The sequence below is a fragment of the Aestuariirhabdus litorea genome (assembly GCF_003864255.1).
Lineage (GTDB): Bacteria > Pseudomonadota > Gammaproteobacteria > Pseudomonadales > Aestuariirhabdaceae > Aestuariirhabdus > Aestuariirhabdus litorea.
This window is the reverse complement of the sequence record NZ_QWEZ01000001.1, coordinates 1,244,386-1,265,913: the sequence shown is the minus strand read 5'-3', so window position 1 is coordinate 1,265,913 and position 21,528 is coordinate 1,244,386. Positions and strand designations below refer to the sequence as shown.

The 21,528-nt window shown below is 58.8% G+C and carries 16 protein-coding genes and 2 tRNA genes; 11 read left to right on the top strand and 7 right to left on the bottom strand.

All coding sequences use genetic code 11. The features are described 5' to 3' along the window. Positions 1-45 precede the first annotated feature (45 nt). Positions 46-1,482, bottom strand: a complete 1,437-nt coding sequence (locus D0544_RS05850) for a chromosome partitioning protein ParA (protein WP_125015056.1) — start codon at positions 1,480-1,482, stop codon at positions 46-48. A gap of 305 nt (positions 1,483-1,787) precedes the next feature. Continuing rightward, positions 1,788-3,827 (bottom strand): NADPH-dependent 2,4-dienoyl-CoA reductase, encoded by a 2,040-nt coding sequence (locus tag D0544_RS05845; RefSeq protein WP_125015055.1) that lies wholly within the window; start codon positions 3,825-3,827, stop codon positions 1,788-1,790. A 149-nt stretch (positions 3,828-3,976) separates the two neighbouring features. Between D0544_RS05845 and D0544_RS05840 the strand changes: the two genes are divergently transcribed. Next, on the top strand, positions 3,977-4,990 hold the full coding sequence (locus D0544_RS05840) for an AraC family transcriptional regulator (protein ID WP_125015054.1): 1,014 nt from the start codon (positions 3,977-3,979) through the stop codon (positions 4,988-4,990). Positions 4,991-5,243: 253 nt separating this feature from the next. On the opposite strand, the gene D0544_RS05835 is transcribed toward D0544_RS05840, so the two are convergent. The 3 genes from D0544_RS05835 to D0544_RS05825 all read right to left on the bottom strand — a co-directional run bounded on the left by D0544_RS05835 (position 5,244) and on the right by D0544_RS05825 (position 6,122). Further along, positions 5,244-5,320: transfer RNA gene (locus D0544_RS05835), tRNA-Asp, on the bottom strand. A gap of 4 nt (positions 5,321-5,324) precedes the next feature. Further along, positions 5,325-5,400, bottom strand: a tRNA-Val gene (locus D0544_RS05830). 74 nt (positions 5,401-5,474) lie between these two features. Next, positions 5,475-6,122, bottom strand: a complete 648-nt coding sequence (locus D0544_RS05825; protein ID WP_279387263.1) for a TetR/AcrR family transcriptional regulator — start codon at positions 6,120-6,122, stop codon at positions 5,475-5,477. A 110-nt stretch (positions 6,123-6,232) separates the two neighbouring features. On the opposite strand from D0544_RS05825, the gene D0544_RS05820 reads away from it, so the two are divergent. The 8 genes from D0544_RS05820 (at position 6,233) to D0544_RS05785 (ending at position 16,412) form a co-directional block, all read left to right on the top strand. Further along, complete coding sequence (locus D0544_RS05820; protein ID WP_125015053.1) at positions 6,233-8,053, top strand: acyclic terpene utilization AtuA family protein; 1,821 nt, start codon at positions 6,233-6,235, stop codon at positions 8,051-8,053. Beyond that, a complete protein-coding gene (locus tag D0544_RS05815; RefSeq protein WP_125015052.1) occupies positions 8,050-8,916 on the top strand; it encodes an SDR family oxidoreductase in 867 nt (288 codons plus the stop codon). The genes D0544_RS05820 and D0544_RS05815 overlap by 4 nt, the downstream gene beginning before the upstream one ends. 19 nt (positions 8,917-8,935) lie before the next feature. Further along, positions 8,936-10,552, top strand: coding sequence for an acyl-CoA carboxylase subunit beta (locus tag D0544_RS05810; protein ID WP_125015051.1), 1,617 nt, complete (start codon positions 8,936-8,938; stop codon positions 10,550-10,552). 32 nt (positions 10,553-10,584) lie between these two features. Next, a complete protein-coding gene (locus D0544_RS05805) occupies positions 10,585-11,745 on the top strand; it encodes an acyl-CoA dehydrogenase family protein (RefSeq protein WP_125015050.1) in 1,161 nt (386 codons plus the stop codon). Between the two features lie 2 nt (positions 11,746-11,747). Beyond that, the gene (locus D0544_RS05800; protein ID WP_125015049.1) at positions 11,748-12,560 is read left to right on the top strand and encodes an enoyl-CoA hydratase/isomerase family protein; all 813 of its coding nucleotides are present in this window, start codon (positions 11,748-11,750) and stop codon (positions 12,558-12,560) included. A 33-nt stretch (positions 12,561-12,593) separates the two neighbouring features. After that, entirely contained in the window at positions 12,594-14,591 is a 1,998-nt protein-coding gene (locus tag D0544_RS05795; protein ID WP_125015048.1) for an acetyl/propionyl/methylcrotonyl-CoA carboxylase subunit alpha, read from the top strand. 28 nt (positions 14,592-14,619) lie between these two features. Then, a complete protein-coding gene (locus D0544_RS05790; protein ID WP_125015047.1) occupies positions 14,620-15,444 on the top strand; it encodes an SDR family oxidoreductase in 825 nt (274 codons plus the stop codon). 80 nt (positions 15,445-15,524) lie between these two features. Then, positions 15,525-16,412, top strand: a complete 888-nt coding sequence (locus tag D0544_RS05785) for a DMT family transporter (RefSeq protein ID WP_125015046.1) — start codon at positions 15,525-15,527, stop codon at positions 16,410-16,412. Here the strand turns inward: D0544_RS05785 and D0544_RS05780 are convergent. Then, the gene (locus D0544_RS05780) at positions 16,338-17,993 is read right to left on the bottom strand and encodes a hypothetical protein (RefSeq protein WP_125015045.1); all 1,656 of its coding nucleotides are present in this window, start codon (positions 17,991-17,993) and stop codon (positions 16,338-16,340) included. The genes D0544_RS05785 and D0544_RS05780 overlap by 75 nt on opposite strands. A 254-nt stretch (positions 17,994-18,247) precedes the next feature. Here D0544_RS05780 and D0544_RS05775 point away from each other — a divergent pair, with 254 nt between their 5' ends. Both D0544_RS05775 and D0544_RS05770 read left to right on the top strand, forming a co-directional pair. Continuing rightward, positions 18,248-19,654 carry a TIGR03013 family XrtA/PEP-CTERM system glycosyltransferase gene (locus D0544_RS05775; RefSeq protein WP_164880851.1) on the top strand — a complete coding sequence of 469 codons (1,407 nt, stop codon included), beginning with the start codon at positions 18,248-18,250 and terminating at the stop codon, positions 19,652-19,654. A gap of 39 nt (positions 19,655-19,693) precedes the next feature. Then, entirely contained in the window at positions 19,694-21,169 is a 1,476-nt protein-coding gene (locus tag D0544_RS05770; RefSeq protein WP_125015043.1) for a lipopolysaccharide biosynthesis protein, read from the top strand. A gap of 2 nt (positions 21,170-21,171) precedes the next feature. On the opposite strand, the gene D0544_RS05765 is transcribed toward D0544_RS05770, so the two are convergent. Beyond that, positions 21,172-21,510, bottom strand: coding sequence for a hypothetical protein (locus D0544_RS05765; protein ID WP_125015042.1), 339 nt, complete (start codon positions 21,508-21,510; stop codon positions 21,172-21,174). Positions 21,511-21,528 lie beyond the last annotated feature (18 nt).

Below are 21,528 nucleotides of genomic sequence, written 5' to 3'. Positions count from 1 at the left end.
ATAACGAATTGGGCTGCGGGTTGGAGCGGTTAGAGAAAAAAGCGCCTAACGGGCGCTACGGCCGGCGCGCACCGCCTCGACAGCGCTAAGGCCACGATGTTTCTCGCAGTGATTCGAGTGTCCATCCACGTACATGCCGGGAGAGTCCACACGGTCCAGGCGAGCCCCGCAGCGACTGCCATCGGTGGTGCGGGCGTCGCAGCTGGGTGCCTCATAATGGCGCAGCCACAGATTGTACTGCTCCTCCGATACGAAGCATTTGTTGGCAACGTAGGCCATGGTGTGACTCATGTAACGGGGAATATCCTGCAGGGGGATGGTGATATGCCCCACCCCGGGATGGTAGGCGACAAAGACCACCCCTTTCTGGGAGAGATCACCCAACACATCCTCGGACTGACGTACGCTTAACTCTTCGACCTTGGCCCTCAGCTCCTCCAGCTCTTCCTGGAGCTGGCCGTCAAGCTCGTTGCGGTAGGCCATTTCAACATCTCGCACCTCGATCTGCTCCTGCAGCTCGGCGGTAGCCGCCTGCAGGCGCTGGGCCATCTCGGCTTCATACTGGGCCTTGATTCGCTCGAGGTCGCGCCCCTCGTCATCTTCAATGCTCTTCAGCTGACGGGTCAGCTCCTCCCTGCTGCGGCGAAACTCATCCAGCTGCTGGCGCATGGTCTGTTTGAGCGTCTGGTTCTGCCGCTGCTGAACCTCCATCTCCTTGCTCTGCGCTTCGAGTTTGGCCTCAAGCTGGCCCTTCTGCTCCTGGAAATGGCGATTACGCTGGACCATCTCCTCCTTAAACCGGTTTTTAAGGGTCGTAATCTGCAGTCGCTGCTGCTTGATCAGGTTGGCTACCTTGTTACGATGTGCCGCCTGGTACTTCTTGGAAAGGCGATGCTCAATCGCCTTGGTGTCCTCCGCGGGAGCCGCCGCCACCGATGGAAGGTCGAATTCAAAGGCCTCATCGAGGGTCGGCACGTCATCGAGTAGCGGAGCATCCGAAAGCGTTGGAGCGACAACCGAGGAGACCGGGGCCACGTAGTTACGATCGACCAGTATCCCAAGGCTGTTGCGCTCAGCGGCGCGTTTCAGGTTAACAAGATGATTGACCTCGGGACTCATGTCCGGGTCCCACATCTGTGACTGGTGCCAGCTCACCGGACACTGACTTCTACAGGCAAGCCGAATGGGGCCCGCACCCAGGTCGGGGCCAAGCCCAGCCGAGCTTGCCAGATGCTGTAGGGGAATATTCCAGTCTTTGTCCGCGTTGCCCTGCTCATCGAAATCAATGGTAAAGAGTACGACGGAGCGGATCATCAGCCCCCCGTCGATGGCGACGAAAGCCGCATTAACCAATTGATTTCGAAAATCGTTGATGGCGACAACGCCATCAAGTACCGCTTCAAACTCGGGGTACATCATCTCCTTGACCACACGATCCTGGTCAAAAAATATTACCGCCTCTGTGATGTTGCCCTGCCCCATTGGGTGACTCCTTTTACCCCGATATAAAACCACCGCGTGCAGCTCACTACAGCCAATGAGCGGCGCACAACGAATAACTATACATCAGGCATTGGAAACCAGCTATAAGTGCAAAGACCCGGGTGACCCCAGCTGCAACCCCGGGGCTAACGCCAAGACGGGTCTGGCCGTTTACCGGATAGCAGTGTAATTCAGGTACATAAAAAGGGCGTGACGCGGTTATCACACCACCCAAAAGAGGATTTAAAAAGAGAGAGCGCTATAGCACGGGTGCGGCTGGCCCTGGAGCGCCGCACCCGCACGGCTTAGAGGCTTGCTGCCAGACGCGCACCCCGATCGATGGCCCGCTTGGCATCCAGCTCCGCCGCCACTTCCGCTCCTCCGATCAGGTGCAGGGACAGACCACTGCCCTCAAGGCCATCATAAAGCTCGCGCAGCGAATCCTGGCCCGCACAGATAACCACCGTATCAACCGGCAGCAGCTGGGGCTCATCTCCTACACGGATATGCAACCCCTGATCATCCACCTTGTCATAGCTGACGCTGCTGATCATTTTCACACCGCGTTTTTTAAGGTTGGTGCGATGAATCCAGCCGGTCGTCTTACCCAGGTTAGCCCCCACTTTGCTGGTTTTACGTTGCAGCAGGTAGACCTCACGCGCAGCCCCCTCAAACTCGGGATTCACTCCTTCGATTCCACCGCGGCGGATAAAGTCGGGATCGATCCCCCACTCTTTCAGGAAGGCCGCCTTGTCGAGGCTGCTGGACTCTCCCTTGTGCACCAACAATTCGCTGACATCAAAGCCAATGCCGCCGGCACCCACGACCGCCACTTTTTCACCGACCTCCTTTTTACCCAGGATGGCATCGAGGTAACTCATTACCTTGGGGTGATCAACCCCCTCGATGGCCGGTGTACGCGGCTGGATACCGGTGGCCACAACCACTTCATCATACCCCCCTTCACGCAGCATCTCGGGAGTGACGCGAGTGTTAAGGTGCAACTCGACCCCGTGAATCTCAATCTGGCGCTTGAAGTAGCGCAGGGTTTCGTAGAACTCCTCCTTGCCCGGGATACGCTTGGCAACATTAAACTGACCGCCGATTTCAGCCGCCGAATCAAACAGGGTTACCTGATGTCCGCGCTCGGCGGCAATGGTGGAGGCAGCCAGGCCGGCGGGACCGGCACCGATCACCGCAATACGCTTCTCCTTGCCCGCTTCCACTTTGGGGTAGTTAAGCAGGGTTTCGTTGCAGGCTCGCGGGTTTACCAGACAGGAGGTTAGCTTGCCGGAGAAGGTGTGATCGAGGCAGGCCTGGTTACAGCCGATACAGGTGTTGATCTCATCCTCACGCCCCTGCTCCGCTTTGATCACCAACTCGGCATCCGCCAGGAAGGGACGCGCCATGGAGACCATATCGGCCTCACCGGAAGCGAGAACTGCTTCGGCCACCGACGGCATGTTGATACGGTTGGTGGTCACCAGGGGGACGGAGACTTCACCCTTGAGCTTGGCCGTCACGCCGGTGAAGGCCGCTCGCGGAACCGAAGTTGCAATCGTCGGGATCCGCGCCTCATGCCAACCGATGCCGGTATTGATGATGGTCACGCCCGCCTTTTCGAGCTCCTTGGCCAGCAGCACAATCTCATCCCAGGTGCTCCCCCCCTCGACCAGATCCAGCATGGAAAGGCGGTAGATGATAATAAACTCATCACCAACGGCAGCGCGTACGCGACGCACAATCTCCAGCGGCAGGCGGATACGGTTTTCGTAGCTGCCCCCCCAACGATCGGTACGCTGATTCACCTGCTGCGCGATAAACTGATTAATAAAGTAACCCTCGGACCCCATCACCTCTACGCCATCGTATCCGGCACGCTGGGCCAGCTGCGAGCAGCGGGCGAAGTCGTCGATCTGCTGTTCGATCTCTTCATCGCTCAGTTCATGGGGCTTGAAGGGGTTGATCGGCGCCTGGACAGCGGAGGGGGCGATATTCTTCGGGTTATAGGCGTAGCGGCCGGCGTGCAGGATCTGCATGCAGATCGTGCCACCTTCGCGGTGAACCGCCTCGGTGATCACCCGGTGCTTGTCCGACTCCTCTTCGGTGGTCATCTTGGCAGCGCCCTGCAACACGGCACCCTCGGCGTTGGGTCCGATACCGCCAGTGACAATCAGGCCGACACCACCGCGGGCACGCTCCGCATAAAAGGCCGCCAGGCGGTTAAAGCCATCGGGCGCCTCTTCGAGACCGGTGTGCATGGAGCCCATCAGGACACGGTTACGCAGGGTAGTGAATCCAAGATCAAGCGGTTCCAGCATATGGGGGTATTGGTTGTCAGACATCAATTTCTCCTTATCATCATCGGGCCGGAGCTCTGCACGTTGTAACGCACAACAGGTCGCACTCCATTGGCGAACACCTTAGAATGGGGGCTGTCGGCACTCAATGACCGAAGTAAACAGAATACTGACCCAACTTTGCAGAGCGCCCCATGAAGCTAGGCGACATCTCCACCCACCACATCGACGCACTGGCTGCGGCCATCCGCGCTTTGGGCAAAGACCCCACACCGCTGCTTCTACAGTACCAGATTGACGACGAACTGATGGCGAACCCTGATGCGCGCATCAGCATCCCTCGCCTGATGCACATGGGGCACTCGGCCATCCAGCTGACAGGGCATCCCGAACTGGGGCTGGAGATGGGGCGCTGCGCCAACATCCAAAACCTGGGACTGCCGGGACTGACCGCAATGGCGGCACCTGACCTGCGCACCGCCATGGAGGCCATCACCCGCTACGAACCGCTGAGCAGCGTCAATATTCGTGGACAATCAAGCTATCTCGAGCAGGATGAAGCCTTGCTGCGCTTTTACTCCATCGCTCCCTACAACGACTACAACCGTTTTGTGGTTGATTCAGTGCTCTCCATGTGGAGCCAGCTGCTGGTTTGGCTCAGCGGCAAGCGAGACCTGGTCAAGCGGGTCGATATCGAGTTCGAAGCCCCTCACTACCAGGCCCGCTATCGAGACTACTTTAATTGCGAGCCGCTCTTCGGACAGCCCTATAACCAGTTGGCCATCAGCCCCCAGCTGCTGGACAGCCCCCTGCGTTTCAGCAATGCAGCCAATTTCAGTTACCTCAGCGAGCTCTGCGAGCAGAAGCTGGCCCAGATGCGCAGGGGGCGTAGCCTACAGGCCCGTGTAGCGGAGATCCTGGCCAGCGCTCTCCACGGCAACACTCCCTGTATCGGTGAGGTGGCTGCCAAGCTGGCCATGCCCAGCTGGACCCTGAGGCGAAAGCTTCAGGATGAAGGCGTCACCTTCCAGCAAATTCTGGGGGAGACCAAGCGTGACCTGGCGCTTATCTACGTCGAAGACACTGCCCTCAGCCTCGGCGAGATCGCCTACCTGCTCGGCTTTTCATCCCCCGAAGCCTTCCAGCGCGCCTTTAAGCGCTGGACAGACAGAACACCAGGGGACTACCGCCGCCAGCCCACCGGTTGACAACTCAAAGCTCCTCGCCATCATCCATCCCCTCATCGGGGCAGTCCCAGCCATTACGTTCCAGCAACTCATCCAGATACTCATCCATTGCATCCCCCCCCCCCTGCCAGCACCCGATGCACCGGCCATGGGTGCAACCCTAGCACTCATCGATGACAGGCAAATGACAGCGACACGGCTTAAAAAGAGAAGGAAAGCGGGAAATAACGCCCACAAAAAAAGCCCCTATCAATTGATAGGGGCTTTTTAAGAGTGGCGGAGCGGACGGGACTCGAACCCGCGACCCCCGGCGTGACAGGCCGGTATTCTAACCAACTGAACTACCGCTCCAATTTGGTGGGTGGTGACGGGATCGAACCGCCGACCCTCTGCTTGTAAGGCAGACGCTCTCCCAGCTGAGCTAACCACCCGGAAAGTGAAGCGCATTTTACTGACCCGGGCGCGCTAGTCAATGATTTTCTGGGAATTTATCCACTCGATCCTTTCAGGCTCTGGGGACGGGCTGGCAGATCACCATCTGCAGCACCTGCTCGGCCAGCTGAGCGACGGACAACCCTCCGTCCTTTCGGTACCAGGTAGAGGTCCAGGAAAGCGCCCCGGTCAACAAACGCCGAATCACAAAGGGCTCCCCCCTGAGTAACCCCTCCCTACACGCCTCAGAGATAACCCCCAACCACAGGGACTCATAGATATCACGCAGCTTAAGGATACGGGATTGCTTATCCTCGGGCAGGTTACGCCACTCGAATACCAGCACATTCATCGCCTCACCGGTGACCCCATTAATCGACTCCAGCTCGCAACGGATCAGCGCAAGCAACTGATCTTGCAAGGACGCGGATGCCCGTAGCGCATCGATAACCAGACGCGTATTAAAGACGATGGTATCGTGCATTACCGCTTCGAGAATCTCATCCTTGTTCTTGAAGTGGTGAAAAATGCTCCCCGACTGGATGCCGACCGCACTCGCCAGGTCCCGCACAGTGGTGCGGTCAAACCCCCTTACGTGGAACAGGTGTGCCGCTGTTTGCAGCAGACGGCCCTTAGCCGATGCCGGGTCAACCGTGTCCATAGCCGCTAAACGGGTGCCCAGTGCTTCAAGACTGGGGAGTTCGATCACTTTACTGCTCATGGGGCTCTCCATTAATGGGCCATCGTTGCCTATCATATCCTGAATCCGCCACTTTACAAACCAAGCGCTTGCTTGGTAGCATCCAAGAACCTTACTAAGGGTGAAGCGCGATGCAAAACAATAAACAGATCACCATCGGATGCGCCTCCGCATTCTGGGGCGATACCTCTACGGCGGCCGCCCAACTCGTCCAGGGTGCTCAACTCGACTACCTGGTGTTTGACTACCTGGCCGAGGTCACCCTGTCGATCATGGCGGGCGCGCGCCTGAAAAACCCGCAAATGGGGTATGCTCCTGACTTCATCTCCACCCTCGCCCCCTTGCTGGGCGAGATAAGCCGCAAGGGGATTAGAGTCATCAGCAACAGCGGCGGAATCAATCCCCACAGTTGTGCAGAGGCGCTGCGGGCAGAGATTGCCAAGCAGGGCCTGGCGCTGAAAGTGGCGGTTATCAACGGCGACAACCTGATCGCTCAAGCCACTCAACTGGCCAGCGAAGAGGTAAAGGAGATGTACACCGGCGCACCGCTACCCCGGGGACTGGTCAGCATCAATGCCTATCTGGGAGCGCCGGCCATCAGCTCGGCTCTCGCGGCGGGGGCAGATATAGTGATCAGTGGTCGCGGTGTCGACAGTGCCGTTGTAACGGGCGCCCTGGTGCATGAGTTTGGCTGGTCCTACCAGGACTTCGACAAGCTGGCACAGGCCAGCCTGGCTGGACACATCATTGAGTGCGGAGCCCAGTGCACCGGCGGTAACTTCACCGACTGGGAAACTGTACCCAATTACGAAAATATCGGATTCCCAGTGGTCGAGGTGAGTTCCGACGCCAGCTTCGTGGTCACCAAGCCCGAGGGCACCGGGGGGCTGGTTAACTGCGCCACCGTGGCCGAGCAGGTGGTGTACGAAATCGGAGACCCTGGCAGCTATTACCTGCCCGATGTGGTATGTGATTTCCGCCATATTTCGTTGCAACAGACCGCACCAGACCGAGTCGCTGTCGAGGGCGCCCGTGGGCGGCAGCCAACCAACAGCTACAAGGTTTCGGCCACTTATATGGATGGCTACCGCTGCACCGCAACCTGCCTGATTGGCGGCATCGACGCCCCCGCAAAAGCCTCGCGGGTCGCAGATGCCATTCTCAACAAGGTGACGGCCCTACTGGAAGCCGGCGAACGGGGCGGGTTTACAGCCCGGTCGGTGGAGCTACTGGGCACCGAAGCGACCTACGGTGCCCGCGCAAAGCGCACGGACACCCGCGAAGTGGTACTTAAAATAGCGGTGGCCCACCCCCAGAAGGAGGCCCTGATCCTCTTCTCCCGTGAAATCGCCCAAGCGGCCACCGGCATGGCGCCGGGGCTCACCGGGCTGGTGGGGGGGCGCCCCAATGTTCAGCCGGTGATCAAACTGTTCTCCTTCCTGATCGATAAGTCGCGGGTGCCGGTCAGCTACCAGATAGCCGATGAGGTAGTGATGGTTGATATCGAGACCAGTGGCACTGCTTACCAGCCCCCGGAGCCCTCTTGCGAATCGCCACCCCCTCCCCCCTCCTCAAACTGCGATGCGTCCGTACCCTTGATCGCACTGGCCTGGGCCCGCAGTGGCGACAAGGGCAACCACAGCAACATCGGCGTGATTGCGCGGGACCCGGCTTACCTGCCCTATATCCGTGAGGCCTTAACGGAGTCGCGTATCCACACACTGATGGCACACCTACTCGATAGTGACACGAGCCGGGTGCTGCGCTGGGAATGGCCTGGCCTCAATGCACTCAACTTTTTACTGGAAAACAGCCTGGGAGGTGGCGGTATCGCGAGTTTGCGTATCGACCCCCAGGGCAAGGCTTTTGCGCAGCAACTGCTGGACCTTGAGATACCCGTACCAGCCTCACTGGCTAATGAACTAACACTGACAAGGGGAGACAGACCTTGAGTTACCAATCCGTTTTCAAAGATCAGCTGTTCTCCGGTAAAAACATCATCGTAACCGGTGGTGGAAGTGGAATCGGCCGCTGCACCGCCCATGAGCTCACCGCGCTCGGCGCCAGGGTCTACCTGATCGGCCGAAACGAAGAGAAGCTGCAAAAGGTTCAACAGGAGATTGCTGAGGATGGAGGCATAGCCGCCTACCGGGTATGTGACATCCGTATTGAGGATGGGGTAGTCGCCACCGTCAAATCGATCATCGATGAGTGCGGCCAGATCCATGGGCTGGTCAATAATGCGGGGGGGCAATATCCCTCCCCCCTTGCGGCCATCACCCAGAAAGGGTTTGAGACTGTGGTTCGCACCAACCTCACCGGCGGTTTTCTCTTTGCCCGCGAAGTCTACAACCAGTCAATGTCTAAATCGGGCGGCGCCATTGTCAACATCACCGCCGACAACTGGGGGGGCATGCCCGGCATGGCTCACTCCGGCGCAGCCCGCGCCGGTATGGACAACCTCACAAAAACGGCGGCGTACGAATGGGGGTGTTCGGGGGTGCGGGTCAACGCGGTAGCTCCTGGCTGGGTCGCCTCCAGCGGCATGGACACCTACGAGGGCCCCTTCCGGGCGGTCATCCCCACCCTGATTAAACAGGTTCCCCTGCAGCGGATGGCCACCGAAGCCGAGGTCAGCTCCCTGATCTGCTTTTTGCTGAGCGAAGGGGCCAGCTTCATCAGCGGCGATACCATTCGTGTCGATGGGGCGGCTTCCCAGGGCTCAGGGGTTTGGCCTCTGCCCAAGGCAAAAAACTCCAATAGTTACAACGGATTTCATCGAGCGGTAACACCCAAGGTGTTGCAAGAAGACTAACCCTCGCCAGGACAACGCCATGGCCATTTTGCAGTCCGATATAGATACCGCCTCCACGCAGTTCGCTGAGAACTGTCGGGTCATGCAGGCGGCTATCGACGGCTTCCGTGCCGCCGAACAGACAGTGATCGACACCGCCGAAGCCGCGCGGGAGAAGTTCCGGCTGCGAGGCCAGCTGCTGCCCCGCGACCGTATCCAACGGCTGCTGGACCCCGGTTCTCCTTTTCTCGAGCTGTCTACCCTGGCGGGCTACCATATGCACGACGACAAGGATGGCTCCCTGGCCGGTGGCGGGATCATCGCTGGCATCGGGTTCATCGCCGGCATTCGTAGCCTCCTGATCGCAAATAACAGCGCCATCAAAGGGGGGACCATCTCCCCCTCCGGCCTGCAAAAAACCTTGCGCCTGCAAGAGATTGCCAGGGAGAACAAACTGCCCGTGGTCACCATGGCAGAAAGCGGTGGTGCCAACCTGAACTACGCAGCAGAGATCTTTGTCGAAGGGGCGCGAGGCTTTGCCAACCAGGCAAGGCTCTCGGCAGCAGGTATTCCCCAAATCACCATCGTTCACGGCAGCTCGACCGCCGGCGGAGCCTACCAGCCCGGCCTCTCCGATTACGTGGTGGTGGTGCGCAACCGGGCCAAGATGTTCCTGGCCGGTCCTCCCCTGCTCAAGGCGGCCACCGGTGAAATCGCTACCGATGAGGAGCTCGGCGGGGCCGAGTTGCATGCCGAAATTGCCGGCACCGCAGAGTACCTGGGCGAGGATGATGCCGACGCCCTGCGTATCGCCCGCGAGCTGCTGCAGCAGCTGCCCTGGAATGAGCAGCTGCGCCCTCGCCCACAGGCCCACTACCCGGAACCCCTCTACCCCACATCTGAACTACTGGGAGTGGTGCCCGCCGAGGCCAAACAGCCCTATGACGTGCGTGAGATCATTGCCCGCATCGCTGATGGCTCGGAATTTGTCGACTTCAAGCCGTTGTTCGACAACCAGACGGTCTGTGGTCACCTCAAGATCCATGGGTTTTCCTGCGGCATCATTGGTAATAACGCGCCCATTACCGCTCAGGGTGCCAACAAGGCGGCACAGTTTATCCAGCTCTGCGACCAGAGCCAGACGCCGATCCTGTTTTTTCACAACACCACCGGTTTTATGGTGGGAACCGAATCGGAGCGCAACGGTATCATCAAGCACGGTTCGAAAATGATCCAGGCCGTGGCCAACGCGCGTACCCCCAAGATTACCATCGTGGTTGGGGGATCCTACGGTGCCGGCAACTACGCCATGTGTGGACGCGGGCTCGATCCGCGCTTTATTTTTGCCTGGCCCAATAGCCGCACCGCCGTCATGGGTGGTGCACAGGCCGGCAAGGTACTGCGTATTGTGACCGAACAGAAACACGCCAAGCTGGGCAAGGAGGCGGCCCCCGAGATGCTCGATATGATTGAGCAGGTAACGGCCCAGAAATTGGACGCCAGCTCCACCGCCCTGTTCGGGACGGCACGTTTATGGGACGACGGACTGATCGATCCACGGGATACACGGCGACTGCTAGGCTTTCTGCTCGAAACCTGCGACGAGTCCCACCGCAGGACACTGCACCCCAACAGCTTTGGCGTTGCCCGCTTCTAGCTTACCTATCCATTTTATAAAGAGAGACCGTCATGAAATTTACCCAGGAACACGCAGAGATCCGCCGTACCACTCGCAACTTTATAGAGACCGAGGTCAACCCCTACGTCGATGAGTGGGAGGAAGCGGGTATTTTTCCAGCCCACGAGCTGTTCAAAAAGATGGGTAACCTGGGCCTGCTGGGGATATCCAAGCCTGAGAGTGCCGGCGGTATGGGCCTGGATTACTCCTACGAGCTGGTGGCGGCCGAGGAGCTGGGGGTTGCCCACTGTGGAGGGGTGCCGCTGGCGATTGGCGTACAGACCAATATGGCCACACCGGCACTGGCCCGCTTTGCCGACAAAGCCCTGCAACAGGAGTTTCTCGCGCCGGCCATTGCCGGTGACCTGGTCGCCAGTATCGCAGTCTCCGAAACCGGTGCCGGTTCCGACGTAGCCGGCATGAAAACCAGAGCCCGCAAGGATGGGGATGACTACCTCATTAACGGATCAAAAATGTGGATCACCAGCTCCACCCAGGCCGACTTCTTCTGTCTGCTGGCCAACACCAGTGATGATAAGCCCCACGTCAACAAGTCCCTGATCGTGGTTCCGGCCAATACGCCAGGGATCAGTTTCTCCGAGCCCCTCAAGAAGCTGGGAATGCGCTCTTCCGATACTGCACAGGTCTTCTTTGACAACGTGCGCGTCCCCCAACGCTACCGAATCGGCGCCGAGGGGGCCGGCTTTATGATGCAGATGATCCAGTTCCAGGAGGAGCGGCTATGGGGAGCAGCCAACTCCCTCAAATCGATGGAGCGAGTGATCAACGAGACCATCGCCTATTGCCGCGAGCGCCACACCTTCGGCCAGCCGCTGATCGATAATCAGGTGATCCACTTCCGCATGGCGGAACTGCAAACCGAGATAGAAGCTCTGCGTGCCCTTGTCTATCAGGCCTGCGAAACCTACATGGGGGGGCAGGATGTAACCAACCTGGCCTCTATGGCCAAGCTGAAGGGGGGGCGGCTGGCTCGCGAGGTATCGGACTCCTGCCTGCAGTATTGGGGCGGCATGGGCTTTATGTGGGACAACGTCGCTTCCCGCTCCTACCGCGACTCCCGCCTGGCCTCCATCGGTGGTGGGGCCGATGAGATCATGCTTGGCATCATTTGCAAATACATGAACATCCTTCCCGGCAAGAAGAGATCCTGAGTATGCAACCCCTGGAGCTACCCACTTTCGACACCCTGCGCTGCGAGCTGGAGGCCGGCAACCTTCACCTTTGGCTGCAACGCCCCTCCGCCCGCAACGCCATGAGTCTCAAGATGGTCGAGGAGCTGCTCGCCCTGTTTGAGCGGATCGAACCCCGCAGGGATGTGCGGGCACTGGTGATCCGCGGCAGCGATGGCAACTTCTGCGCCGGCGGCGACATCAAGGATATGGCCAGCGCCCGGGCTACCCCCGCCGGTGCCGATACTGACCCTTTCTTCGAGCTGAACCGGGCCTTTGGGCGCATGATCACCCGCGCCAACCGCTTGCCCCAGGTGGTGGTCGCCGTGCTCGAGGGGGCCGTGCTTGGCGGCGGCTTCGGCCTGGCCTGTGTCTCCGATGTAGCGATTGCGGTTGAGGGGGTGCAGTTTGGACTGCCCGAGACCGGTCTCGGTATTCCTCCCGCACAGATCGCCCCCTTCGTAGTCAAGCGCATCGGCCTGACCGAAGCGAGGCGCCTGATGCTATTGGGATCCCGCTTTGGTGCCGAGGAGGCCTTACACCTGGGACTGGTGCACTACCACAGCTCAGCCGACGCCCTCGACGAGCAGCTTGCTGCCGTGCTGGCGCAGGTCAAACGCTGTGCCCCCGAGGCCAATGCCACCACCAAGTCACTTTTGCTGGCAACCGAAACCATGGAACACGAAGCCCTGCTTGATTATGCGGCCCAGCAATTTGCTGCAGCGGTACGCAGCGATGAGGGTGGCGAGGGTACCCTGGCTTTTATTCAGAAGCGCCCACCCAGCTGGGCCCAGTAACCTAAACGCGACCCGATCACCAAGGAGCTTGCCATGCCCACCATAGAGAAACTGTTGGTCGCCAACCGGGGAGAGATCGCGGTCCGCGTACTGCGAACCGCCCGCGAGCTGGGTTATCGCACCGTTGCCGTCTATAGCGAGGCCGACCGCCACTCCCTGCACGTCAACCTCGCCGACGAGGCCTTCTGCATCGGGGCTGGCCCTGTTCAGGAGTCCTACCTGAACGCAGACGCCATCCTCCGTGCGGCTGAACACTGCGGTGCGAACGCCATCCATCCCGGTTATGGTTTCCTTTCTGAAAACAGCGACTTTGCCCAGCGCTGCCAGGATGCGGGTCTTATCTTTATCGGCCCCAGCAGCGCTGCCATCGAACTGATGGGCTCCAAGCGCCGCTCTAAAATCGCCATGATCGCCGCTGGTGTCCCCTGTATACCGGGCTACGAAGGTGAGGACCAGTCGCCAGAGGCACTACTGGAAGCAGCCAGCGGTATCGGTTATCCCCTGATGATCAAGGCATCGGCCGGCGGCGGTGGGCGCGGTATGCGCCTGGTGCTTGAGCCGAGCCAACTTGCGGTCGAACTTGAACGGGCTGCCTCCGAGGCGCAATCCGCCTTCGGCAGTGGCGAGCTGATTCTGGAAAAAGCGGTGATCGCCCCCCGCCATATCGAAATCCAGGTGTTTGGTGACCAACAGGGAAATGTGATTTATCTCGGCGAGCGGGACTGTTCGGTTCAACGCCGCCACCAGAAAGTGGTTGAAGAGGCCCCCTCCCCCTTCGTTGATGAGTCCCTCCGCCAACAGATGGGCGAAGCGGCGGTGTTGGCCGCCAAGGCCTGCAACTACGTAGGGGCGGGAACCGTCGAGTTCCTGGTGGACGCCGATCGCAACTTCTATTTCCTCGAGATGAACACCCGCCTGCAGGTGGAGCACCCGGTTACCGAGCTGGTGACCGGTACCGACCTTGTTGAGTGGCAGTTGAGAGTCGCCGAAGGCCATTCCCTGCCACTGCTCCAGTCGGATGTCCGTATTCAGGGGCACGCCATCGAGGTGCGCCTCTACGCGGAGGATCCGGCCCAGAACTACCTACCCCAAACGGGCACAGTGGAACGCTGGATTCCCGCCTGCTTTGAGGGGGTGCGTATCGACCATAACCTGAAAAATGGCAGCCTGATCCCCTCTTTCTATGACTCTATGCAGGCCAAGGTGATCTGCTGGGGTGAAACCCGGGAGATCGCCCGTCGTAAACTGGTCAGGGCGCTTGAAGAGACCCAGCTGTTCGGTCTTACAACCAACAAGGGCTATCTGCGTAATATCCTGTGTCATCCCCGTTTTGCCGCCGGCGAGGCAACCACCGCCTTCATCGAGACCGATTTCGCCTCTGATCCCTCCCTGACGCAGCCCCCCCCCCCAGCTCGGGTCAACGGGCTGGCGGCGCTTCTCTTCATGGCCGATGGCCAGCAGCCGGCCCACTACGATTGCTGGCACTCCGCCGCCGAGGCCAGCTGGCAGCTGCGCCTCTACTGCTCGGGCCAGGAGTACAGCCTGCAATGCAGCACATCACCGACGAGCAACCGCAGGGTGGTCCACAACCAACAGCTCTGCGATAGTGAAGTCGCAGTACAACCGCCGATTGAATTCGACGAGTTCAGCCTTGCCGAGCCCGGTGTTTTGGAGTTTGTGATGCAGGGTCACCTGCAGAGGGTGCCCTATTTTCGCCGGGGTAACATCCTCGAGCTGGAGGTGGATGCTGTTCACTACCGCTACGAGAACCGCACCCAACTCAGTACAGGTACCCAGCATGAAGGCGGTGATACCTGTGTGCGGGCACCCATGGAGGGAAGCCTCACCGCCCTTATGGTGGCCGTTGGGGACCTGGTCCAGCGTGGGCAAACCCTCGCCATCGTTGAAGCCATGAAAATGGAGCATCCCCTCAAGGCGAGTATGGAGGGGGTGGTGACATCGATTCGGGGTGAAGCCGGTGACCAGGTTAAAACACGCCAGGTCCTGATCGAGCTTGCCGACTCCCCTTGACCCTAACCCCATCAACCTGGAGCTACCCATGGAATCCTTGACTGGAAAAACCATCGTCATCACCGGCGGCAGCCGCGGTATCGGCCGCGAAATAGCCCTGCGCTGTGCTCGCGATGGAGCCAATATAGTGATCGCCGCCAAGTCCGCCAGCCCCCACCCACACCTCGAAGGTACCATCTTTAGCGTCGCCGAGGAGGTCGAGGCCGCGGGTGGTCAGGCACTGCCAATGCAGGTGGATGTCCGCTATCCCGAACAGGTGGAGGTGATGGCCGCCGAGGCCGCCAGGCGATTTGGCGGGATCGATGCACTGATTAATAATGCCGGTGCCATACGACTGACCAATGTCGAGCACACCGATATCAAACGCTTTGACCTCATGACCCAGGTCAACAGCCGGGCCGTCATGATCTGCACCCAGGCTGTTCTGCCCTATTTAAAAGAATCGAGTAATCCTCATATTCTCAGCCTATCACCACCTCTCAATATGGACCCCCGCTGGTTTCGTAACCACGCTCCCTACACCATCACCAAATACGGCATGTCGATGCTCAGCATCGGTATGGCGGAGGAGTTTCGCAGCAAGGGTATTGCGGTTAATACGCTTTGGCCGCAGACCATCATCGCCACCGCCGCCATCGAGTTCGAGCTGGGAGGCCGCCGCGCTTTCGACCGTGCCCGCACGCCGGCGATCATGGCCGACGCAGCCTGGGAGATTTTGCGTAGTGAAAACCTGGCGCTCAGCGGTCGTACCCTGATCGATGAGGAGATTCTCCGTGAACGGGGGGTCACCAACTTCGACCACTACCGGTTTAACCCCGAAGGGGGCGAGTTGACGCCAGACCTCTTTGTTTAGCGCCTCAGCAACGGCAGCCGCTGGTGGTGACCAGAGACTGCCGTTATACTCCGCCGCACCACCTACCTGGCGGAGCCACCGTGACCTCATCTTCCTCCCTGCGTTTACCCACCCTGGCCCTGCTGTGCGCCGTTTTGCTGTGGAGTAGCTCCTTTATCGCGCTAAAGTTCGCCTTTGAAAGCTACACGCCCATGGTGGTGATTTTTGCGCGCATGGTGGTCGCCACCTGTTGTTTTATTCTGCTCCTGCCGAAGCTGGGACGCCCCAAGTACCGAAAGGGTGACTGGCGTTTGCTGGTCGGGATGGCCGCTTTTGAACCCTGCCTCTACTTTATTTTCGAGGCCTACGCACTCGCTAATACCAGCGCCGCACAGGCAGGTATGATATCCGCCACTCTTCCCCTGCTGGTAGCATTGGGGGCTTACCTGTTCCTTAAGGAAAAGATTACCCCCCTATCACTGACGGGCTTTGTAATAGCGGTCTCCGGTAGCGTCTGGCTTAGCCTCAGTAGCCCCAGTAACGAACAGGCGCCAAACCCGATGCTGGGTAATTTTCTTGAGTTTATGGCGATGGCCTGCGCAGCGGGTTATACCCTGATACTTAAGCACCTCTCGACACGCTACCGTCCCCTTTTCCTGACGGCGGTGCAGGCCTTGATCGGCGCCCTGTTTTTCTTCCCCCTGGCACTAATGGAAGGGATGCCAACGGAGGTCAAACCCGATGCACTGCTGGCGATCCTCTATCTGGGAGTGATCGTCACATTGGGGGCCTACGGGCTCTTTAATTATGCGGTGGGCAAGATGCCGGCTTCACTGGCCTCCAGCTTCATCAATCTGATGCCCCTTTGCACTGCCTTGATGGCCATGCTGATTCTCGATGAGCGCTTCAGCCTGCTACAGGTGCTCGCTGCAGGGCTGGTGCTGGTGGGAGTGTTCGTTGGGCGTCTGGGCCACCGCAGTCGAAGCTGACTTCAGGTCGATTCTTTCGGCTAACCAGTCGTAACGGTCGGCCAGCTCGTTACAGGAGAATCGGTAGAGCTCCGAGTTTAACCGCGTGAAAAGCGGCCGAAAGCGAAATTTATGTCCGCTCAGTTTCTCCAGCGCTCTGGACAGGTAATACGCCAGCGGGTAGCGCTGGCGATTACTGAAGTATCGGTTCGGGTTTTTCCACTGCAGCCAGTTATTGTAACGTTGCGCCAGGCCGATCAGTGGCCGCTGTAGCGGGTGCAACAGTCCCCTGCGTGCCAGGTCCCTTAGGTAGAGCCGTCGCCGGTCAGCATCGAGGGGCAGCTCCGGCGTCGGCATTATCACCACCGCCCCCATTTTTTTCTGCCCGAAGCTTTCACGGCCAACCCCCGCCTCCTCCGCTATCCTCCTGGCGATGGGCCGGTCGTAATCGGTGTTCAGGCGCCAGGGTGCCATCTCCTCAGTCTCGGCAATGCGATGAATACTCTCGCGTTGCACAGCTCCGATATGGGGAACGGGCAGGTGGGTAACAGTGCACCAGAGCCTCAGCTCGTTGACACCAAAGCCCCCCAGATCCCCTCGTTTTAACTGATTGTCGGCATCCTCCGCGAAGTGGCTGGCGAGGAGCCCCTGGTGCGTGTACCAAAGCTCCCCCATCATCCCGGTGAGTAGCAGAGAGTGGGAGCGGACGCGGGCAAAGATCGGGAGCAGGTTACGATCCTCATTATTGTGCACGGCCGCATTCAGGTAGGGCTCCAGACGCAGGTGCTGGGTAAACTCATCCCGTTCAATCCCTTCACACTCAATCCCCAGTTGCGCCGCTATTGCGGAACCGTCGTCACTGGGCCCCGCGCTCTTGCTCCCCGGTCGGTAAACCTCACCGATGGGTTTCGAATCTCTGCAGGTATAGGCCTTTATCCTGAACTTCCGATCGACCAGGGCATTGATGGCGGTGGAGTCATAACCCTGCGACTGGGTAGTCAACAATTCAAGGGGGTGTTGCCTATGGCTGGAACAACCATTTTCCAGGCAGCCATTGAGACTTCTCTGCAGGTAGTGCTGGTAACTCCCATAATTATTGAAGGGTGGTGGTGTGGGCCGCTTAACGATCTCGTAGCCCTGCGCACTCAACCTCAGACTATGGTGGATAAAGCGATGGATAACTCCCGACTGCAGGGGAATGGGGGTGATCACCGACTCCAGCCCGCGGGTACGCAACCAGTTCAAAGCTTCATAACCGCCATAACCCGCTTTAAGTCGATCCCCCATCGCCGCCAGCAACAGAACCTGGGAGTTGGATGCCAGGCAGCAGCCGTCCTGATGGTAAAAAAAAAGGGGCTCCGAAGGGGCGACCGAGGCGCTGATCAAAAGTTCAGTAGCCTCAAAATGTACGCAGCTGCCGAACAGGTTCATGCTGAGTTCGGGATGCGAACGTTCAAACGGTTCCGACCACACTCCCTCAACCAGCCTGTCCTTAATCCATTCGACCGCTGTTCCATGGACAACGGTCAACTGCTTGAAGTCGGTGGCCAGCAACCAGCCCAACGGGGGCATGCGCTCGTCAAGAACCCTGTTTAGCTCCACACCGTCTCCCTGCCGCGCTAGTGATCTTCAGCTGCTTAGAAGGGCGGCCCACAATTCCCATGTGGACTGCCCGTTAGTCAACTAATATTAGCCCGATATCGAGTGGCTGTAAGCCGGCATGTAAATACCCTCGCGCCACTATGGAAAACGCAGAGCCTTTCAAAAGGCCATAGACCTTATGCCATCAGTGCAGGGCTTTTCTATACTGATTTCAGTCATCACAAATGGAGCGTGATTGCTTAAAGGGACTTATCGTGAGCAGTATTCGAATATTCAACCACCATGTCAAAACGCCCTACTTCATTTTGGGGTTGGTGGAGTTCCTGTTGTTTTTTATCGGCCCCTTCTGCGCCATCTGGATACGCTACGGATCACTCGCCCCCGAATGGGACAACCCCGACCTGTTTCCCCTGACTTACAGGGCCGCATTGGTCAGCTCCACCTTTATTGTCTGTATGTATGCTTTGGGGATGTACCAGTCCCGCTTGCGGGAGGGCTCCAGCGGTCTCGTCCTCAGAACCCTGATCAGCTTTATCATTGCGAACATCACACTGGCGCTCTTCTATTTCCTGATACCCGAGCTGATCATCGGGCGCGGGGTTTTCTTTATTACCGCCGCCATCAACCTGCTATTCCTTGCTGCTACCCGGCTGTTTTTTGGCAAACTGGTGGATGAAAAGGTACTACGCACCCGAATACTGGTGCTCGGAGCCGGACAACGGGCTAGCCGGATTGCGTCTCGCTTCAGGCGCGAGTCTGACCGCAGAGGCTTCAAAATTGTAGGCTATCTACCCTCGGGGGGAAGCGAGGATCTACTTTGTAGCAGCCGCGCCATTGAGACTGACCTGTCATTGTGTCACCTCTGTCTGGCACACCAGATCGACGAGGTAGTGGTTGCCGTCGATGACCGGCGACAGGGGCTGCCCGTCGCCGATCTGCTCGAGTGTAAGATGCTGGGGATTGAAGTAATCGATGATGTCAGCTTCTTTGAACGGGAAACCGGCAAGATAGAGATTGAACTGCTGAGCCCTGGCTGGATCATCTTTTCCGATGGATTTCACACACGTCTCTACCAACTGGAAACACGCCGGGTCTTCGATATTCTCGCTGCCCTGTTGCTGCTGGTTTTAACAGCACCCATTCTGCTTGCCACGCTGATCGCCATAAAACTGGACGAGGGTTGGGGCGCGCCGGTCATCTATCGCCAGACCCGGACCGGCCTTGGGGGGATGCCTTTTGAGCTGTTCAAGTTTAGGAGCATGGTGGTCGATGCTGAAACAAACGGGGCTGTCTGGGCCAGCAAGGATGATCCCCGCACCACCCGCATAGGCCAGTTCCTTCGCACCTACCGTATCGATGAACTACCTCAGCTGGTCAATGTGCTGAGGGGTGAGATGAGCTTTGTCGGCCCCCGCCCCGAGCGCCCTGAGTTCGTTGAGAAGCTCAAGCAGGAGATCCCTTACTACGACGAGCGTCATCGTATCAAGCCAGGTCTGGTTGGCTGGGCTCAGCTCTGCTATCCCTATGGCGCTACGGTCAACGACTCTTTGCAGAAGTTTAAATACGACCTCTACTACCTGAAAAACCACAGCCTGTTCCTCGACATACTGATCCTGATCCAAACCGCCGAAGTCATTCTCTTTGGCAAGGGAGCCCGATAGTGATGTGCTTTTTGTCCAAGGCCCGGCTGCCCTCCCCTTATGTCACTTAGCCAGCGCATCCGCCAGAATACGCTATGGATGTTTGGCGGCAACATAGGCCAGAACCTGCTCGCCTTTGCCTCGGGCATCGTACTGGCCCGGCTGCTGGCGCCTGAAGATTTTGGAATGCTGGTCACCATCCAGATCTTTACCGGTGCGGCCGGGCTGGTTGCCGCCGGCGGCATGGGTGTAGCGTTGATTCAGGCCAAGGAGCTCAATGCCCGTGATGCCGATGTGGTGTTTACGGTACAAAGCGCCATCTGCCTGCTGATCTTTACCGCCTTCTACGGCATCGCGCCCTATTTCGCCGACTGGTTTAACGACCCGGCTTACCGGGACATGCTGCGGGTTTCTGCACTGACCTTCCTGATTCGTCCGTTATCCAACATACCCACCGCGCTGCTGAGCCGTGATCAACGGATGCGAGAGATTGCCGTGGTCCGAGTGCTGACCCTGGTGGTCAGCGCCAGTTGCAGTATCTATATGGCAACCCAGGGGCTCCAAACCTGGAGCCTGATACTTGGCGGCCTGGCCGGGGGGCTATTTCAAAGCCTCCTTCTGATCCACCTCAGCCGCTGGAGTCCGCGCTACGGCTACGAACGCAAGGTGGCCCGCCAGCTGGGTTGGTTTGGCGTCAAATTCGCCACCATCGCTACCGTCATCTACGCCCGCAAGCAGTTGGAAAACCTGATTACCAGTTACCAACTGGGTGCACAACAGGTGGGCCTGTTGAACAAGGGCAGCAGCCTTTCGGAGATGCCGACCAAAATCGTGGTCTCCTCAGCTTATCAAACCCTGTTCCGCGCCCTCTCCTCCATGCAGGACGACAAGGGGCAATCGATCTACCTGTTCCGCAAGTCGCTGATCCTGATCCAGGTAATCAGCTGGCCCTGTTATCTTGGGCTGGCCTGGCTGGCGGAGCCTTTTGTGCTTCTGGTCTATGGTGAAAAGTGGCTCTTCTGCGTGCCCGCCCTGCAGGTGTTCTGCCTGTGCGCCCTGCTCAGCACGACCAGCATGTACTCGGGGGCGGTTGTAGCAGCCCAGAACCAGCTGGGTAAAGAGGTCTCGATCCAGCTTGAGGCTACCCTGATCAAACTGGTGGCGGTCCTGATTGGTGTACAGTGGGGAATTCTGGGGGTGGCGTTGGCGATGTTGCCCAGTTTCAGCTACCTGACACTGCGCATGGCCTTCCTCGCCTGCCGTTCCTTGGGCGCCCCCTTCTCCATGGTAATTAAGTCCATGGGGCCTGCTGTTTTGCTGAACCTGCTGATGATTGCGGCCCTTCTACTCAGTGATCAGCTGTTGGTCAACCACCACAGTTGGTTGTACCTGTTTGCAACGGCGCTATGGGGTGCGCTGGTCTATCTGCTGCTTGTCTGCCTGATACCGGTTCCCGAACTCCGTAGCGAGAGCCGCCGTGCCATCCAGGTGTTGCTAGGGGCGCTGAATTGGCGGAGAGATCCCCCCAAACCCTGAGTCTAGCGCAGCCCCAACAGCCCCCGCTTCACCATGGGCTCTCCCCGGTTTCGCTTTACCTGCACACAGCGATCATCCCACAACTGCACCATGCCAAAGTCTTTCTGGTTGGTCACGATCAGGTCGCCGAGGCCCTGCTCCAGCAACCACTGCTTCACGGGTGGAATATACTCGGGTACCGACGCACGAGCGGTAAATATCCTCACGTCCTCCCCCTGGCGCAACCACTCACGCACACGCGCCATCATCGGCTCTACCGGTTTCCCGATATGGTCCGGCCCCCGCCAACGGTCATAATGGGCTAGGGTCCCATCCAGGTCGACTCCAATCCATCCCTCCATACATCCCCCTGTCAAAAA

Excerpts from the sequence above, each read along its gene's own strand:
- D0544_RS05790 (WP_125015047.1), top strand. The coding sequence starts at position 14,620 with ATGGAATCCTTGACTGGAAAAACCATCGTCATCACCGGCGGCAGCCGC.
- D0544_RS05840 (WP_125015054.1), top strand. The coding sequence starts at position 3,977 with ATGAAGCTAGGCGACATCTCCACCCACCACATCGACGCACTGGCTGCG.
- D0544_RS05765 (WP_125015042.1), bottom strand. The coding sequence starts at position 21,510 with ATGGAGGGATGGATTGGAGTCGACCTGGATGGGACCCTAGCCCATTAT.
- D0544_RS05800 (WP_125015049.1), top strand. The coding sequence starts at position 11,748 with ATGCAACCCCTGGAGCTACCCACTTTCGACACCCTGCGCTGCGAGCTG.
- D0544_RS05810 (WP_125015051.1), top strand. The coding sequence starts at position 8,936 with ATGGCCATTTTGCAGTCCGATATAGATACCGCCTCCACGCAGTTCGCT.
- D0544_RS05820 (WP_125015053.1), top strand. The coding sequence starts at position 6,233 with ATGCAAAACAATAAACAGATCACCATCGGATGCGCCTCCGCATTCTGG.
- D0544_RS05770 (WP_125015043.1), top strand. The coding sequence starts at position 19,694 with ATGTCACTTAGCCAGCGCATCCGCCAGAATACGCTATGGATGTTTGGC.
- D0544_RS05845 (WP_125015055.1), bottom strand. The coding sequence starts at position 3,827 with ATGTCTGACAACCAATACCCCCATATGCTGGAACCGCTTGATCTTGGA.
- D0544_RS05850 (WP_125015056.1), bottom strand. The coding sequence starts at position 1,482 with ATGGGGCAGGGCAACATCACAGAGGCGGTAATATTTTTTGACCAGGAT.
- D0544_RS05805 (WP_125015050.1), top strand. The coding sequence starts at position 10,585 with ATGAAATTTACCCAGGAACACGCAGAGATCCGCCGTACCACTCGCAAC.
- D0544_RS05825 (WP_279387263.1), bottom strand. The coding sequence starts at position 6,122 with ATGAGCAGTAAAGTGATCGAACTCCCCAGTCTTGAAGCACTGGGCACC.
- D0544_RS05795 (WP_125015048.1), top strand. The coding sequence starts at position 12,594 with ATGCCCACCATAGAGAAACTGTTGGTCGCCAACCGGGGAGAGATCGCG.